This window comes from Marinomonas sp. GJ51-14 (genome assembly GCF_055808695.1).
The window spans coordinates 1092083-1107446 of sequence record NZ_CM147879.1 but is presented as its reverse complement, the minus strand read 5'-3'; the positions used below and the strand labels follow the sequence as shown (position 1 = coordinate 1107446).

16 protein-coding genes are annotated in these 15364 nt (G+C 41.7%); 9 read left to right on the top strand and 7 right to left on the bottom strand.

Going from position 1 to position 15364, the window contains the following annotated elements:
* Positions 1 to 33: 33 nt before the first annotated feature.
* The 3 genes from rsmB to def form a co-directional block, all read right to left on the bottom strand.
* A complete protein-coding gene (gene rsmB / locus AC0L3Y_RS05450; protein ID WP_473469683.1) occupies positions 34 to 1383 on the bottom strand; it encodes a 16S rRNA (cytosine(967)-C(5))-methyltransferase RsmB in 1350 nt (449 codons plus the stop codon).
* The gene (fmt, locus tag AC0L3Y_RS05445; protein ID WP_473469681.1) at positions 1383 to 2390 is read right to left on the bottom strand and encodes a methionyl-tRNA formyltransferase; all 1008 of its coding nucleotides are present in this window, start codon (positions 2388 to 2390) and stop codon (positions 1383 to 1385) included. The genes rsmB and fmt overlap by 1 nt, the downstream gene beginning before the upstream one ends.
* A 113-nt stretch (positions 2391 to 2503) precedes the next feature.
* A complete protein-coding gene (gene def / locus AC0L3Y_RS05440) occupies positions 2504 to 3019 on the bottom strand; it encodes a peptide deformylase (protein WP_473469678.1) in 516 nt (171 codons plus the stop codon).
* 199 nt (positions 3020 to 3218) lie between these two features.
* Between def and dprA the strand changes: the two genes are divergently transcribed.
* Both dprA and AC0L3Y_RS05430 read left to right on the top strand, forming a co-directional pair.
* Positions 3219 to 4196 (top strand): DNA-processing protein DprA, encoded by a 978-nt coding sequence (gene dprA / locus AC0L3Y_RS05435; RefSeq protein WP_473469676.1) that lies wholly within the window; start codon positions 3219 to 3221, stop codon positions 4194 to 4196.
* On the top strand, positions 4180 to 4503 hold the full coding sequence (locus tag AC0L3Y_RS05430; RefSeq protein ID WP_473469674.1) for a DprA-like winged helix domain-containing protein: 324 nt from the start codon (positions 4180 to 4182) through the stop codon (positions 4501 to 4503). The genes dprA and AC0L3Y_RS05430 overlap by 17 nt, the downstream gene beginning before the upstream one ends.
* A gap of 26 nt (positions 4504 to 4529) precedes the next feature.
* Here AC0L3Y_RS05430 and AC0L3Y_RS05425 read toward each other — a convergent pair whose 3' ends face one another.
* On the bottom strand, positions 4530 to 4949 hold the full coding sequence (locus AC0L3Y_RS05425; RefSeq protein WP_473469672.1) for an RNA-binding S4 domain-containing protein: 420 nt from the start codon (positions 4947 to 4949) through the stop codon (positions 4530 to 4532).
* A 61-nt stretch (positions 4950 to 5010) separates the two neighbouring features.
* Here AC0L3Y_RS05425 and cysQ point away from each other — a divergent pair, with 61 nt between their 5' ends.
* Positions 5011 to 5847, top strand: coding sequence for a 3'(2'),5'-bisphosphate nucleotidase CysQ (gene cysQ / locus AC0L3Y_RS05420; protein ID WP_473469670.1), 837 nt, complete (start codon positions 5011 to 5013; stop codon positions 5845 to 5847).
* A gap of 140 nt (positions 5848 to 5987) precedes the next feature.
* Here the strand turns inward: cysQ and AC0L3Y_RS05415 are convergent, their stop codons facing one another.
* Positions 5988 to 6584, bottom strand: coding sequence for a TetR/AcrR family transcriptional regulator (locus AC0L3Y_RS05415; RefSeq protein WP_473469668.1), 597 nt, complete (start codon positions 6582 to 6584; stop codon positions 5988 to 5990).
* A gap of 141 nt (positions 6585 to 6725) precedes the next feature.
* Here AC0L3Y_RS05415 and fabF point away from each other — a divergent pair, with 141 nt between their 5' ends.
* A complete protein-coding gene (fabF, locus tag AC0L3Y_RS05410) occupies positions 6726 to 7997 on the top strand; it encodes a beta-ketoacyl-ACP synthase II (protein ID WP_473469666.1) in 1272 nt (423 codons plus the stop codon).
* A 138-nt stretch (positions 7998 to 8135) separates the two neighbouring features.
* Here fabF and AC0L3Y_RS05405 read toward each other — a convergent pair whose 3' ends face one another.
* Positions 8136 to 9602, bottom strand: a complete 1467-nt coding sequence (locus AC0L3Y_RS05405; protein WP_473469664.1) for an NAD-dependent succinate-semialdehyde dehydrogenase — start codon at positions 9600 to 9602, stop codon at positions 8136 to 8138.
* Positions 9603 to 9930: 328 nt separating this feature from the next.
* Here AC0L3Y_RS05405 and AC0L3Y_RS05400 point away from each other — a divergent pair, with 328 nt between their 5' ends.
* On the top strand, positions 9931 to 10284 hold the full coding sequence (locus AC0L3Y_RS05400; RefSeq protein WP_473469662.1) for a hypothetical protein: 354 nt from the start codon (positions 9931 to 9933) through the stop codon (positions 10282 to 10284).
* Between the two features lie 51 nt (positions 10285 to 10335).
* Here the strand turns inward: AC0L3Y_RS05400 and lpdA are convergent, their stop codons facing one another.
* Positions 10336 to 11751, bottom strand: coding sequence for a dihydrolipoyl dehydrogenase (lpdA, locus tag AC0L3Y_RS05395; RefSeq protein ID WP_473469660.1), 1416 nt, complete (start codon positions 11749 to 11751; stop codon positions 10336 to 10338).
* Positions 11752 to 11896: 145 nt separating this feature from the next.
* On the opposite strand from lpdA, the gene AC0L3Y_RS05390 reads away from it, so the two are divergent.
* The 4 genes from AC0L3Y_RS05390 to aroE all read left to right on the top strand — a co-directional run bounded on the left by AC0L3Y_RS05390 (position 11897) and on the right by aroE (position 15336).
* Entirely contained in the window at positions 11897 to 12460 is a 564-nt protein-coding gene (locus AC0L3Y_RS05390; RefSeq protein ID WP_473469658.1) for a TetR/AcrR family transcriptional regulator, read from the top strand.
* Positions 12461 to 12578: 118 nt separating this feature from the next.
* Entirely contained in the window at positions 12579 to 13541 is a 963-nt protein-coding gene (gene lpxM, locus AC0L3Y_RS05385; RefSeq protein ID WP_473469657.1) for a lauroyl-Kdo(2)-lipid IV(A) myristoyltransferase, read from the top strand.
* Between the two features lie 33 nt (positions 13542 to 13574).
* A complete protein-coding gene (gene hemF, locus AC0L3Y_RS05380; RefSeq protein WP_473469656.1) occupies positions 13575 to 14498 on the top strand; it encodes an oxygen-dependent coproporphyrinogen oxidase in 924 nt (307 codons plus the stop codon).
* A 31-nt stretch (positions 14499 to 14529) separates the two neighbouring features.
* On the top strand, positions 14530 to 15336 hold the full coding sequence (aroE, locus tag AC0L3Y_RS05375; RefSeq protein ID WP_473469654.1) for a shikimate dehydrogenase: 807 nt from the start codon (positions 14530 to 14532) through the stop codon (positions 15334 to 15336).
* Positions 15337 to 15364: the final 28 nt, after the last annotated feature.

Below are 15364 nucleotides of genomic sequence, written 5' to 3'. Positions count from 1 at the left end.
TCAGTGATTTGTCTGTATCTATTTATAGTTTCTTTAAGTGCTTACTTTTTGTAGTAAGCAATAGTAGAAACCATCATGACCTTCTAAGCTTGGGAAAAGCTGGCGACCATGACTGACAGGAATTCCCCACTCTAATTCCAAGTCTGAATTAAGCGTATCCAAAGGAACCTCTTTAGCATCCGGCTGGCTTTCTAAAAACTGATTCACTTGCTGTTCGTTTTCTTCTGGCATCAGAGAGCAGGTTGCATAAAGCATAAAGCCATTTGGTTTGAGCGTTTTCCAAACCTGATTAATAATTTCCTGCTGTATTTCAACCAGCTCTTTAATATCCGCAGGTTTACGGTTGATCTTAATATCTGGATTTCTACGAACAACCCCTGTCGCAGAACAAGGCACATCTAATAGAATCTTGTCGAACAGTTCACCTCCCCACCACGCGTCTAAATCGCCTGCGTCAGCACAAATCAGATGGGCTGAATAACCTAAACGTTCTAGGTTGGATTCTATTTTTTCCATACGCCAAGGCTCTAGTTCAACGGCGGTTAGATCAATATCTTTCGCTATTTCTAAAAGGTGACCTGTTTTACCACCAGGGGCAGCGCAAGCATCAAGAACTGTCTCTCCTGATTTAGGTGTAAGAATATGGGCCGCTAGCTGAGCAGCTTCATCTTGGACGCTTGAATGACCCTCTTCGAAGTTTGGTAACTCACTAACTCGAACCGCATTTTTAAGGTACAGAGCGGATGACGAGAACTCACCAACAACTGACTTTATGCCTAATTCTGACAGTTGGGTTTGATATGTTTCACGTGAAACTACACTTTCATTTACGCGAATACACATAGGAGGATGGGTATTGCTGGCTTCTACAATTTGTTCAAGTTGATCAGGCCAATGCTTATTGAAGCGTTTCACCAGCCATTTAGGTTGATTATATTCAACTGATGGCATGGATTCTAAATTAGCTATGATCTCATCCCCTTCTCGTTGATATCTGCGTAAAACAGCATTCATTAATTTTGTTGCCCAATCCTTCTTGAGTAATCGACAGGCTTCAACAGATTCATTTACAGCAGCGTGATCTGGTGTGTTCATATAACTCAGCTGGTAAAGACCCAAAAGCAAAGTCGCGTACAAGTCTGTGTCTTTTTCTTCGAAAGGGTGTGACAACAGACTTAAGGCAACACTGTTTAATTTCGGATATTGACGACATACCCCAAAGCACAACTCCTTAAGCAAGGGAATGTGTTCGCTTGTAACATCAGTTTGGTGGCGGGCAAGTAGTGTACTCAAAGACCCCTGCTGAAGCAGAATGTTAGTAATGATTTCAATGGCTACCTGGCGAGCACTGTGCTGTATTGAGGTTGTATCAGATGGTTTCATTATGATGTTTGCTCATTCTTGTTTTCATTAACGCCAAGACGCTGACCGATTTCCAAAGCCTCCTTATGTTTACCATTTAGTGCATCCTGTACTTTCATACGCTTACCTCCAGCAAATTGAATATCCGTAATAAGTATGGAGCCATTACCGGTTGCAACAATAACACCTTCCTTACTGACAACTAAAATATCACCAGGTGTGGTGTCATCGTCACTAACTGTTGCGATTTGGGCTGCATGAATTTTCATAATACCTTGATTGCTTCTTGTGAAAGCTGATGGCCAAGGTGATAAACCTCGGATTTGTCGTTCAATTAATTTCGCAGAGGCTGACCAATCAATATCTCCTTCTTGCTTAGTCAGTTTTACCGCATAACAAGTTTGGCTTTCATCTTGCTGTTCTGGTATCAGTGCTCCTTGTTTTAATAACTCTAATGCCTCGATTAATGCTTCGCCACCAATGACAGCCAAGCGATCATGAAGTGTCGAGAAAGTATCTAGAGGTGTGATGTCACAATGACTTTTTAACAACATATCACCAGTGTCTAAGCCCACATCCATTTGCATGATGGTAATGCCTGTTTCTAAATCTCCAGCGATTAACGCCCTGTTGATCGGCGCCGCACCTCGCCAACGTGGTAACAAAGAAGCATGAACGTTAATGCAACCAAGTTTTGGAGTGTCCAATACAACCTTTGGTAAAATAATTCCGTACGCTGCCACAATCATTAGATCTGCATTGAGTTCAGCAAGCTGTGCTTTGTCTTCTTGTTGCTTGAAATTTAATGGTTGAAAAACAGGAATTTGGTTAGCTATAGCAAGTTGCTTTACCGGGCTTTGTACAAGCTTTTGGCCGCGCCCAGCAGGACGGTCTGGCTGAGTATAAACACCAACGATGTCATAATTATTAGCCGATTTATTTTCAAGAATAGCCTGTAAACTGGCTGCAGCAAACTCAGGTGTCCCCGCAAAAACGATACGAAGTGGTGATGATGGTGATGTCGGCATAGGGTTTCCTTAACAAAAAATCAGGCCTTGGCCTGATTTTAAAATACATATATTGTTGGTTTAATAATAACAATCTAAAAATAGTGATCTATAAAGTAGCGATTTAAAAAATTTTAAGCTTGTTTGAGCGCCAACTTATGAGCTTTCTCTAACTTGCTTTTAATTCGATTACGCTTTAATGGTGATAAGTAATCCACCATCAATTTACCATCAAGGTGATCTACTTCATGCTGAACGCAAACAGCCATCAGTTCATCAACCTCTAATTCGAATGGTTTTCCATGGCGATCAAGAGCTCTTACCCTTACCTTAGCAGCACGATATATATGCTCATAAAAACCAGGTACAGACAAGCAGCCTTCTTGGAACTCATTGGCTTCATCGTCTAAAACTTCAAACTCTGGATTGATGAAAACAATGGGCTCGTTACGTTCTTCAGAAAAATCCATTACCACTAGCCGGTAATGATAATCTACTTGAGTTGCTGCTAATCCCAATCCATTTTCGTCATACATGGTATCTAACATGTCATCGATTTGAGTTTGTAGTGCATCAGTAAATTCGGTGATTGGCTTCGCGACCTTACGTAAGCGTTTGTCCGGGTATTCAAGTACAGTTAAAACAGCCATGATCTTTTCCAACAATGTGTCTTTGTTCATGAGTGGAGACGATCTCTCCTACTCTTTTCATTCTGACTATTGTAACGCAACTCAGCCTATTGAGCAGTCCTCTCATGGCGGTTTTTTGTGCAATATGATTGAATAGCTTAATAGGCAAAGCCTATTTGTGTTTGGTTAGTCAGAAGAATTGCAAGGAAGCTGCTTCATTATGGATAAATCTTACTTAGCTGGTTTAACAAAATCAGATTGGTTGTGTCTTAGTTTTTTAGATGGGATTGGTCCAGCACGCCTTTCCCGCCTCTATACGTATTTAAATCATGCATCAAATAACGAGTCAGAGACTTTGTTACCTTTTCAAGAAAATGAAAATATTGATAGTTGTTTATCTTATGAATTATTAAGAGCACTTAAATGGCCTGAAATAACGGCTCGACAGGCTATGGATTACTTATCCAATTCGGTACTGACAGACGAGCAAGTGATGAAGCGAGATGACACTTTAGCTTGGCTGGAAGAAAATCATCACCACTTAGTGCTTCAAGAAGATGAAGAATATCCAAATGATTTGAAAGAGATCAATGTTGCGCCTGCGTTTCTATATCTTGAAGGTGATAGAGAAGCCCTAATATTTCCTAAAATCGGTATAGTTGGTGCAAGGAAATGTACTCGCTATGGACGGGATATAACTTTTCAGTTTGCTAAACAGCTATCAGATCGTGGTGTTTGTGTCGTGAGCGGTGGAGCTATGGGAATTGACACCGCAGCTCACCAAGGGGCATTAGAAAGCCAAATGACACCAACTCTTGTTGTTATGGGAACTGGCTTATTACACCGTTACCCCAATCATAATCGCTCTCTTTTCGAGCAAGTTTTAGAACAAGATGGGGCCTTAATAAGTGAATACCCACTATCAACAAGTCCTAAGCCTCATCTATTCCCACCTCGCAATCGAATCATCAGTGGTTTAAGTATGGGAATACTTGTTTCAGAAGCATCTGTTAAAAGTGGTTCTCTGATCAGTGCGAGTTATGCAGTGCAACAAAATCGAGAAGTATTTGCACTACCAGGTCGTATATCTGATTCACAATCGGAAGGTTGTCATCAATTACTTCGACAAGGTGCGACTTTAGTCCGTCATGTAGATGACATTTTGTCTGAATGCTGCGCCCTTGTCTCACATAGTTAAAATATCTAAACAAAAGTCTGGTGCTAAAAAAGAGAAGAAAAAGGTTGTGGTAAAAGACGTAGAAGACTCTCCTCTTTTGAAGTCTTCTTCTACTCTAAATCCGTCTTCAATTAATCAAGTTCCTTACTCAGTTTCTGAGGAAGCTAAAACAGTCGCTCAATTATTAGAAAGGGAATCTGTTGCTATGGATTTTGACGCGTTGATTCGCCATACAAAAATGACCGCAGGTATTATGATGCAGGTGTTAATGGAATTGGAATTATCGAACTGTATTGAAAATCGTGAAGGCCTTTATATCCGGTGTTAAAATTAACACCGGATATAAAATAGTAGCTAATCTACATCGCTAAAGATGTCTTTTTTGAGTTGTTTAATATCCCGACGCTCTTTTTTGTTTGGTTTATGGTCTGCCATAATACGACCACCGTAAGATTTGTTTTCTAGGGCTCGGCGCTCACGTTTTTCGACAGACTCTGGCGTTTCTTCGTATAGTAGTTGAGCTTCTGGAGCGCCACGGCGTTGAGCACTGATGGCTTTGATTTGGACGACCTTTTCATCCCAACCTGCTCTTATACCAATTAAGGCTCCGATTTCCACATTACGACTAGATTTGCCTTTGCTACCATTGTAAGACACCTTGCCACCATCAATTGCATCCTTGCAAAGAGAGCGTGTTTTGTAAAATCGTGCTGCCCAAAGCCACTTATCTAAACGAACGGCTTGTGGTGTAGACTGCTTTTCTGCTTTACTCATAAGTCTGTTTTACTCATCAAAAATACGTTGACCCTATTTTATTGTCATATTTGAGGCTGTCATGAAGGACGTTAATACACACCCTATTTTCCAAGCTCTTCAAAAAATAATACACGATGCTGCCGATGTGATCATGGATATTTATCAACGTTCAGATTTAGGCATCGAACAAAAATCTGATGACAGTCCTGTCACTGCTGCGGATCTTGCTGCGCATAACGTTATATTAGCAGGCTTGCAGTTACTTACACCTGATATTCCAGTTTTGTCCGAAGAAGGCGTTGTGGCGTTTGAGGAACGCTCTCAATGGCCAATGTTATGGGTTGTTGATCCATTAGATGGCACAAAGGAGTTTATTAAACGAAATGGCGAGTTCAGTATTAACATTGCACTTGTGGAAAATGGAGAGCCAATCGTTGGTATGGTGTACTTACCAACCACAACAGAAGGTTATTTTGGTGTTACACGACCATGGAAAGATCTGCCTGTTGGGGCTATGAAGTGGCAAGGTGACGAATACGAAAGCATCAAATTGCGCGTTCCTCGAGATCCAATTGTTGTGATGACTAGTCGAAGTCACGGCCCTGCATTACCAAAAGATTTGAAAGAGACATTGAAATTAACTTACGAACAAGTTCGAGAGTTACCAAAAGGAAGCTCAATAAAGGGGTGTCGTATCGCGGAAGGTATTGCTGACTTACACTTACGTCGAGGGCCGACAAGTGAATGGGATACGGCTGCACAACAAGCTATTATCGAAGCCGCTGGAGGAATGCTAGTGACTCCGACAGGAAAGCCATTTCGCTATAATCAACGTGAAACTCTCCTTAATGGACACTTTTTTGTGTCTGGACCAGAGATCGCTCCAAGCGTCATTGACTGGTATAAAAAAGATTAAAGTAATGGATTTAGTCTTTTTTATCTGTAACCAATCAAAAAAATATAAAATGTATGTATCGTTTCACGTGAAACATGCTTTTATCATTTTTTCTTACAAAACAATCAAATAGATAGGGATATTGTGATTGAGAGTTCCTGTCAGTTTGTTATCTGCTGATCATTATTAAGTCGAGAAACAATGCGTTCTTGAGCTCGTTTCAAAAAGTCTCTTTGTAGTGGCTGAGCAAAAGACCGTGCAATAGCTACGGTTCCAACCAAAGATACAACTGTCTCCTCTGCCAATGCCTTGGCTTCTTTTACACCACGTTTTTGCAAAATCTCAGTTAGACGTTCGACTAAACTGTCAAAGCATGCTTGATAAGCCTGACGAACTTTTTCTTCTTTATGGGCCGCATCAGTGACAAGAAATTCCAATGGAGACGGATGTTCTTTGTCGCTTTTACTCCAGCTTAAATAGCGAATAACGAGCGCCCTGAGGTGAGTTTCTTTACTTTCTGTTTGCTTGTCATCTCGTGCCCAAAAACCATGAGACGTAGCGAATTGCATCGCAGCTTCATACAAGCTGCTCTTCCCCGAAAAATGCGCATAAAACGCACCATGAGTCATGTTCGCCTTTTTCATGATTTGTGTGAGAGTGACGCGATCAAAACCGTTCGAGCAAAATAGTTTCGCGGCGGCTTGTAATATTCGCTGACGGGTTTGTTCTTTATGCTTTGGTGTATATGTATAAGGCATATTTAGTCTCCTAAATATTATCTTGATCATATAAAGACTCACTCTAACATGAGGACTTTCTTTTAGTCGAATTGCAAATAGCAGAATCATGGGTGCGATTATGACAACGCAGTTTCGACAACCAAAAAGGGGTTTTTTATCATGTCACTAGAACAAAGAATTGTAATTACCGGAATGGGATTAGTTTCACCATTAGGATTAGGTGTCGATGCCGTTTGGGAAAGATTGATTCGAGGTGAGTCTGGCATTCGCACATTACCAACCACTCTTTCGGAAGGACTGAATACACATATTGCGGGACAGGTCCCAAGTCATACGGAACAGGTGAACGGATTGAATGAATCTGACTATCTGTCACCAAAAGAGCGTAAACGTGTAGATCTGTTTACTCTTTTTGCATTGGCCGCTGCAGAAGAGGCATTAACGCAAGCCAAGTGGCAACCAACTACAGCAGCAGACCAAGAAGCGACAGCAACCATTATTGCTACTGGTATCGGTGGACTACCGACGATTACTCATGCGCAATCGGTTCTAAGCAATCAAGGTGCACGTCGTTTGTCGCCTTTTACTGTTCCGGCTTTCCTTGCCAATCTTGCTGCAGGTAACGTATCTATCAAGTATGGTTTCAAAGGCCCAATCGGTACGCCAGTGACAGCCTGTGCGGCAGGTGTACAAGCTATTGGTGATGCAATGCGTTTGCTACGTACAGGTGAAGCAAAAATTGCCTTAGCTGGCGGAACGGAAGCCTGTGTTGATCCTTTAGCGCTTGCTGGCTTTGGTGCATTAAAAGCGCTTTCGACAAGAAATTCGGATCCAGAAAAAGCATCGCGCCCTTTTGATAAAGACAGAGAAGGGTTTGTCATGGGAGAAGGCGCAGGACTAGTTGTATTAGAAACTCTGGAACATGCATTAAGTCGAGGAGCGACACCCTTAGTTGAGATTGTTGGTTATGGTACCAGTGCTGATGCTTATCATCTTACTTCTGGACCAGAAAGTGGAGAAGGCGCAGCACGCGCAATAAAAACAGCATTAACCATGGCGAATATTACCGCGGATAAAATTGACTATGTGAATGCACACGCGACGTCGACACCAGTTGGTGACCGTGGTGAGATAGGTGCGTTAAGACAAATATTTGAAGATAAGATCCAACAAGTCGCCATCTCATCGACAAAATCAGCAACTGGACATTTGCTAGGTGCAGCTGGTGGTGTCGAGACGATTTTCAGTGCTCAAGCTATACGAACAAGCATACTACCTCCAACGATTAATTTGGAGCAACCAGAAGAAAGTATGGCTGATTTAGATCTTGTTCCGCTGGTTTCACGTGAAAAAATTGTTGAATACGTTTTGTGTAATGGCTTTGGGTTTGGTGGTGTGAATGCTGCAATTGTCTTGAAACGTTATAGCTAAAATTACAGTTAAATCTAAGGGATTAGGCGAACGTAATAAAAAGGGTCACTTTAAATAGAGACCCTTTTTATTCAGCCTTTTAAAAGCTTTGCATAATTATCTAAATGGGATTGAGTAAGATCGTCTTGTGTGAATGTTCTACACTAATCCACCTATGCACATGTATTTGATTTCGACGTATTCATCGATACCGTATTGAGACCCTTCACGACCACTGCCAGATTCTTTCACACCACCAAACGGTGCGACTTCAGTCGAAATAATGCCTTCGTTAATCCCCACCATGCCGTACTCTAATGCTTCGGACACACGCCAGATTCGAGCGATATTTTGAGAATAGAAATAAGAAGCCAAGCCAAACGGGGTATTGTTTGCCATGGCAACCGCTTCGTCTTCTGTTTTGAAACGGAACAACGGCGCGACAGGGCCAAAAATTTCATTAGAGAAAATAGCCATCTCGTCAGTAATATTGGTCAATATAGTTGGCTCAAAGAACTGAGAACCGACATCTTTAGCGGCAGAGCCGCCAATCAAGACTTTAGCACCTTGGCTAATCGCACCTTGAACTAACTCTTCTACTTTGTTGATCGCGGCTTGGTTAATCAGTGGACCAATATTAACGCCTTCAACAAAACCATCACCTGTTTTGAATGTCGCTACACGAGCAGCCAGTTTTGTCGCGAAAGCATCATAAACGCCGTCTTGAACCAATATACGATTAGCACACACACAGGTTTGGCCTGCATTACGATATTTAGAAGCAATAGCGCCTTCAACTGCGGCGTCTAGATCTGCATCGTCAAAGACAATGAAAGGGGCATTGCCACCTAATTCCATCGACGTACGTTTCACGGTTTGCGCACACTGAGACAATAAAAGTTTGCCCACCGGCGTTGAGCCCGTGAAAGACAATTTACGAACAATTGAGTTACCTGTTAAAACACCGCCAATGGCTTTGGCGTCTTTACCCACCACGACATTTAATACACCGGCTGGAATGCCTGCCTGGTGAGCCAGTTCTGCCAGTGCCAATGCACACAAAGGCGTTTCGTCAGAAGGTTTGATCACAATTGCACAACCGGCTGCTAACGCAGGACCTGCTTTACGAGTGATCATCGCAATGGGGAAGTTCCAAGGCGTAATCGCGGCAACAACACCAATGGCTTGTTTGATGGTTAAAACACGTTTGTCTTTCGCAAATGTTGGAATCACATCACCATTTAAACGGCGTGCTTCATCAGCGAACCAATCAATAAAAGACGCACCGTAAAGCACTTCGCCTTTCGACTCTGCAAGTGGTTTGCCTTGCTCCAATGTCATCAGCTTCGCCAAATCGTCTTGGTTGTCCAGAATCAACTGATTCCAACGGCGCAGTAAAGTCGCACGCTCTTTTGCAGTTCGGCCTTGCCACTCTTTCTGAGCTTTTTCTGCTGCTTCAACCGCTTGTGTTGTTTCGTCAGCACCCAAATCGGCCACATCAATAATGTGCTCGCCATTGGATGGATTCGTAATTGGGAAGGTTTTACCGGATAGAGCAGTAACCCATTCACCATTAATGTAAGAATGGTTTTTCAGTAAACTAGGTTGAGACAATAGTGTTTGCATAAAAACTCCAGACTGAAGGAAGGAAGAAAACCAGTAAATGACTTTTTCATTTGGCTGTCCTTTAATACTAACGGATAGTAGAGAAAGTTTAGTGCATGAAAAATGACAACAGATCAATTTAATGTTTGATGTGCTTCAAACATTAAGTTGTGTAGAGTTTAATTTGTGATCTAGTAAGCCTTGTACATAGGCTGCAATGGCTTCAATTGGATCTGGTGGTGAAATAGCATGATGCTTTTCTTCGTAAGCTTTGGTTCATGTCGCCAATATTACTATCACGATAAAATAGAAAGGATTAATCTGATCTAACCTAGTCTGGAGAAAGGTCTTGCCGTATTTAGAACAGTTTATGCAGCAGTGGAAAGCGTATTTGTTAAGCGAGCTTGCGGTTTATGGGCTTGATTATAATGAAACCGATAGCAGCAAGAATTTTGATATTAAAAGGAATTCGCTGCTTTATTTTGGTTGGTTGCGCAGGAAGTTTCAATCGACAATCAAGATGGATGAATCAAGAGACGATGTCGCTTGGACGATGCTAGAAAGGCAATTAAGAGAGCTCGCAAAGAAAGCTGAAAAAGGCAGCTTTAACTTAGTTTCTAGGATGCATTTTGATGAAAGGCAAATTCAGATCATTCTCAATTTCAGCTACGATGATGAGCAACATATTGTCTATGTAAGCTGATCTCACTTTTGAGTTAAGGTGAGCAGTAAGATCAGCACATATCAAACAGGTCTATTTAGCTTTCTTTGCTTTCTTATTCGGTAAATCCGTAATGGTTCCAGCGCCCAGTTCCGCTGCGAGCCCTACTGTTTCATGTAAGCTTGGGTGAGCATGAATGGTTAATGCGATGTCTTCTAATGTCGCGCCAAATTCAATAGCGAGAGTCAGTTCACCTAGTAATTCACCTGCGTGAGAGCCAACAACGCCAGCACCTAATACGCGTTCTGTAGCTTCATCGTAGATGAGTTTGGTTTTGCCTTGAGTTACGCCTGAAGCAATCGCTCGACCACTTGCACTCCATGGAAAAACAGCTGTTTTGACTGAAAGCTTTTGTTTCTTCGCTTCGGTTTCGGTTAAGCCAACCCAAGCTACTTCTGGAAAGGTGTAAGCAATAGAAGGAATCGCAAGCGGCTGGAAATCGACTTTATGACCTGCAATCACTTCGGCGGCTATATGACCTTGGTGCGACGCTTTATGTGCCAACATAGGGCCATGAGTCACATCACCAATGGCAAAAATATTGGGTACAGATGTTCTGCCTTGATTATCGGTTAGCACAAAGCCTCTGTCGTCTATATTGACACTTATTTCTGAAATACCTGCAGTTCGGCCATTTGGAGAACGACCAACGGCGACTAGTACAGCATCAACAGCAAGGTTCCGCTCACCGTCTTTGTCTTTCAATGTTATGTTTAATGCTTCTGGTGTTGCTTTGATATCTGTTACTTGGGTTTGAGTCAGGAAGGTCATGCGATCTTTGTTGGCCTGCTCGAAAACTCGCACGAGATCTTTATCTGCACCGGTCATGATTTGGTCGCCTAATTCTGCAACCGTGATTTTCGCGCCTAATGATTGATAAACTGTCGCCATTTCTAAACCAATAATGCCGCCACCAAGAATCAACATATGTTCTGGAATGCGTTCAAGTTGAAGGGCGCTGGTGGCGTCGAGAATACGTGAGTCTTCATAAGGCACGAAAGGTAACCGAATCGCACGTGAACCGACTCCGATAATGGCATGTTTAAACGAGATACCTTGCTCTTTACCTTCTTTGTTGGTGGTTACAGTAATAGAAGTTGTTGAGTCAAATTTCCCCTCACCATAGAAGATGTCGACTTTGCGTCCTTTCGCCATAAGAGCAAGATTGCTGGTTAATGTATCTACTGTGGATTGGCGATGATGACGAATAGCATCGAGGTCAATTGTTGGTTTTGCGTATTGCACTCCATGGGCCGGCTCGTCCGCCATAATGATTTTTCCGGCAACATGTAAAAGCGCCTTTGAAGGAATGCAGCCAACATTTAGACATACACCACCGATAGTATTGTGGCGTTCTATCATGGCAACACTTAAGCCTAAATCTGCTGCACGAAAGGCGGCTGCATAACCACCAGGACCACTTCCTAATACCACAAGATCGTATGTCATTTTTGCTCTCCTTTAATAAGGTTTCGTGATGAAATTATATTCTATCTATCACATGATAGGTAGAATATAACTTGTAGATTTGTATCAGGTCAATAAAATATCTATCACTAGATAGATGAAATATGTGAAGAGAGAAAAGGGTTTCATGAGCAAAATAAAAGTCGATACTAAATCTAAGATACAAGACGTGGCTGAGCATTTTATTATTCAAGGAGGCTATGGAGCTTTTAGCTTTCGAGATATAGCAGAAGCAGTCGGTATAAAGAGTGCGAGTGTTCACTATCACTATCCAACTAAAGGGGATTTGGTCGCGGCAGTGATGGCTCGTTATACTTATGATTTTTCTCAGATGTTACCAGATCCAAATAATGAAGAATTGGATGCTAAGCATTTACTTCATGGTTTCATCGATGGATTTAAAGCCAAGGTTGTGACTCAAGGCAATATGAGTTTATGTACCATGTTGACATCGGATAAGCCGATCTTGCCTGAATCGGTCTGCTATGAGCTGGCTATTTTTTATAAATTAAAGTTAGATTGGTTAACGCAAGTACTGGTGCGTTTAGAACAAGTCACCGACGATGAGGCCTTAGTTAAAGCAAGCCAACTACTTGCTTGTTTACATGGTGCATCCATATTAGTTCAAGGCACCAATGACCTAAGTTTTTTTGATCGTGCTCTATCTGATTGGCGAACAACTTATCGCTAAGTTGTTTATCTTAAAAATAAGCTCGCTATATAAGATTATTACTTCATTGGGATTGCTTCAATAAGGTACCATGATTACTCTCGATACCCAGATTCACTTATTAAATGAAACAAAATAGATGACTTCAAAAGATAAAAAATTACATAACCCTACTTTCAAATGGTCTTTTTTAGCCCCGCGATTTTGGGGTACTTGGTTGCTAATACTTTTGGTGCTGGCTTTAGCTTATGTGCCTTATCGTATAAGAGACAATTTGGCGAAGAAACTTGTTCCTTTTATTATGAAGAAAAAGACAGGCGCACTAAAACGCGCCCGTATTAATCTCCAATATTGTTTCCCTGAAAAGTCATTAGCAGAACGAGAAATCATATTACGGCGTAGTTTGGAAACCGCCACTCAGTTTTGTTTCGCATACGGTGAGTTGTTTGTTCGCAGTGAAAAGTACAAAAAAAGCCGCAATGACATTATTGGAGGTGAGCATCTTTTTCCCTTATTAGACAAGGGTGAGAACGTCATTACTCTCGTTCCGCACTCTTGGACGGTTGATTACACAGGTCCAATGATGGTTTCTTTAGGTTACACTGTTACAAATATTATGAAACCTCATGCTAACCCATTGATGGACTGGTTGATGCATATTCAGCGTGTTCAATACGGTAGGGCGAAAACGGTAATGTATCCAAGAAGTGCTGGTGTGAAGCCGTTTTTACAATCTGTGAGAAAAGGTTGCGTTGGCTATTATCTACCAGATGAAGATTTGGGGTTGAAGCATTCAGAGTTCGTCCCTTTTTTCGGCACTGAAAAAGCGACTATTAAAGGATTGGGCAAATTAGCAAAACTGTCCAAAGCACATATTATCCCTATGTTCCAAGCCTACAACGCTAAGTCTGGCAAGTACGAGCTACATATTTTCCCAGAATTAGAAAACTTCCCCACTGGTGATGATAGAGAAGATGCGATTTTAATGAATAAAGCATTAGAAGCTATGATAGAGCCACACACTGAACAATATATGTGGATATTAAGTTTGTTACGCAGTCGCCCAGACGGCAGCAAGATATACCGTGAAGATGTTCGTTAATCTCTACTCGCTATTTTAAATAGGGCTTTTTATATGTCTAATTCTTCAACATTGCCAGATATTCAAGCAGTTAAACATTATCTTCTATCGCTGCAAGATCATATCTGCGCTTCTTTAGAAAGTTTTGAACCAAACATGCGTTTCAAAGAAGACGCTTGGGATAGAGAAAACGGTGGCGGTGGTCGAACTCGTGTCATTGCTAGCGGTAAAGTTATTGAAAAAGGTGGTGTAAATTTTTCTCACGTTATGGGCGATAACCTCCCTCCTTCTGCTACGGTAGATCGTCCAGAATTAGCCGGTGGCCGTTTTGAAGCCATGGGTGTTTCACTCGTTATTCATCCTAATAACCCTTTTGCGCCGACGTCTCATGCTAACGTGCGTTTGTTTGTTGTTTATAAAGACGGTATGGAACCTGTTTGGTGGTTTGGCGGCGGTTTTGATCTGACGCCTTATTATGGTTTTGAAGAAGACTGTATCCATTGGCATCAAGTATCGCGAGATGCGGTTGAGCCATTTGGGGAAGGTTATTATTCACGCTTCAAAAAATGGTGTGATGAGTATTTTTACTTAAAACACCGTGGTGAACCGCGAGGTATCGGTGGTTTATTCTTTGATGATTTTAACGAAGGTAGTTTTGAAGATTGCTTCGCTATGATGCAATCTGTAGGCGACAGTTATACAAAAGCCTACATGCCGATTTTAGAGCGTCGAAAAGATTTACCTTTCACAGAGCAACAACGGGATTTTCAATTACATCGTCGTGGTCGTTATGTGGAATTTAATTTGGTCTTTGACCGTGGAACGCACTTTGGTTTACAGAGTGGTTTAGGTCGCACAGAATCGATTTTAATGTCATTGCCACCAGAGGTTCGTTGGACATACGAATACCAAATTAAACCGGCCAGTGATGAAGCCAAATTGACGGATTATTACCTAACCTCAAGAGATTGGTTGTAATCCTATAGACAATAAAAAAAGAGGATATGTTTTGGATCAATACGCCGTATTTGGAAACCCTATTGCTCACAGTAAATCGCCTGACATACACATGCATTTTGCAAAAGAAACTCAGCAAGATATTAACTACACGCGAATTTTGGGCGACGATATTGAATTTGAGAACCAAGTTCGAGATTTTTTTGCAAACGGTGGAAAAGGTTTGAATGTCACAGCACCCTTTAAAGATCGTGCTTTTGCCATGTGTGAGATTTTGAGTCAACGAGCTAAGAAAGCCGGAGCTGTAAATACCTTACTAATGGGCAAAAATGGTGATTTATTTGGCGACACAACAGATGGTGTTGGCATGGTACGAGATATTATTGATAACCATAAACAAAATTTAAAAGACAAACGTATTCTAATCATTGGCGCTGGTGGTGCCGTCCAAGGCATTTTAGATAATGTGCTGGCAGAGAATCCAAAATCTGTAACCATTGCGAATCGAACAGTTGAAAAAGCGAAAGCTTTAGCCGAAAAGTTTGACTGCTTTGGGTCTTCGTTTGAAGACTTGGAAGGTGCGTTTGATTTGATTATCAATGGTACATCCGCGAGTCGCTCAAGTAGTCTACCTCCTCTAAAAGATGAATTAGCGAACGAGAATACCTGGTGCTATGACATGACCTATGGAAAAGGTACAACCGTCTTTTTGCAATGGGCTATTGATCATGGTGCAACTGGTGCTGATGGTTTAGGTATGTTGGTTGGCCAAGCGGCAGAGTCTTTTTACATTTGGCGACAAGTTCGACCTAACATGACGAGTTTGTTAAACACTATGCGCACGCAGCTGGAAGGCTAATTTTTTAATTGAAAGTCAGCTAAAAACT

Excerpts from the sequence above, each read along its gene's own strand:
- AC0L3Y_RS05415 (WP_473469668.1), bottom strand. The coding sequence starts at position 6,584 with ATGCCTTATACATATACACCAAAGCATAAAGAACAAACCCGTCAGCGA.
- AC0L3Y_RS05390 (WP_473469658.1), top strand. The coding sequence starts at position 11,897 with ATGAGCAAAATAAAAGTCGATACTAAATCTAAGATACAAGACGTGGCT.
- lpxM (WP_473469657.1), top strand. The coding sequence starts at position 12,579 with ATGACTTCAAAAGATAAAAAATTACATAACCCTACTTTCAAATGGTCT.
- def (WP_473469678.1), bottom strand. The coding sequence starts at position 3,019 with ATGGCTGTTTTAACTGTACTTGAATACCCGGACAAACGCTTACGTAAG.
- lpdA (WP_473469660.1), bottom strand. The coding sequence starts at position 11,751 with ATGACATACGATCTTGTGGTATTAGGAAGTGGTCCTGGTGGTTATGCA.
- rsmB (WP_473469683.1), bottom strand. The coding sequence starts at position 1,383 with ATGAAACCATCTGATACAACCTCAATACAGCACAGTGCTCGCCAGGTA.
- fmt (WP_473469681.1), bottom strand. The coding sequence starts at position 2,390 with ATGCCGACATCACCATCATCACCACTTCGTATCGTTTTTGCGGGGACA.
- cysQ (WP_473469670.1), top strand. The coding sequence starts at position 5,011 with ATGAAGGACGTTAATACACACCCTATTTTCCAAGCTCTTCAAAAAATA.
- dprA (WP_473469676.1), top strand. The coding sequence starts at position 3,219 with ATGGATAAATCTTACTTAGCTGGTTTAACAAAATCAGATTGGTTGTGT.
- AC0L3Y_RS05405 (WP_473469664.1), bottom strand. The coding sequence starts at position 9,602 with ATGCAAACACTATTGTCTCAACCTAGTTTACTGAAAAACCATTCTTAC.
- AC0L3Y_RS05425 (WP_473469672.1), bottom strand. The coding sequence starts at position 4,949 with ATGAGTAAAGCAGAAAAGCAGTCTACACCACAAGCCGTTCGTTTAGAT.
- fabF (WP_473469666.1), top strand. The coding sequence starts at position 6,726 with ATGTCACTAGAACAAAGAATTGTAATTACCGGAATGGGATTAGTTTCA.
- hemF (WP_473469656.1), top strand. The coding sequence starts at position 13,575 with ATGTCTAATTCTTCAACATTGCCAGATATTCAAGCAGTTAAACATTAT.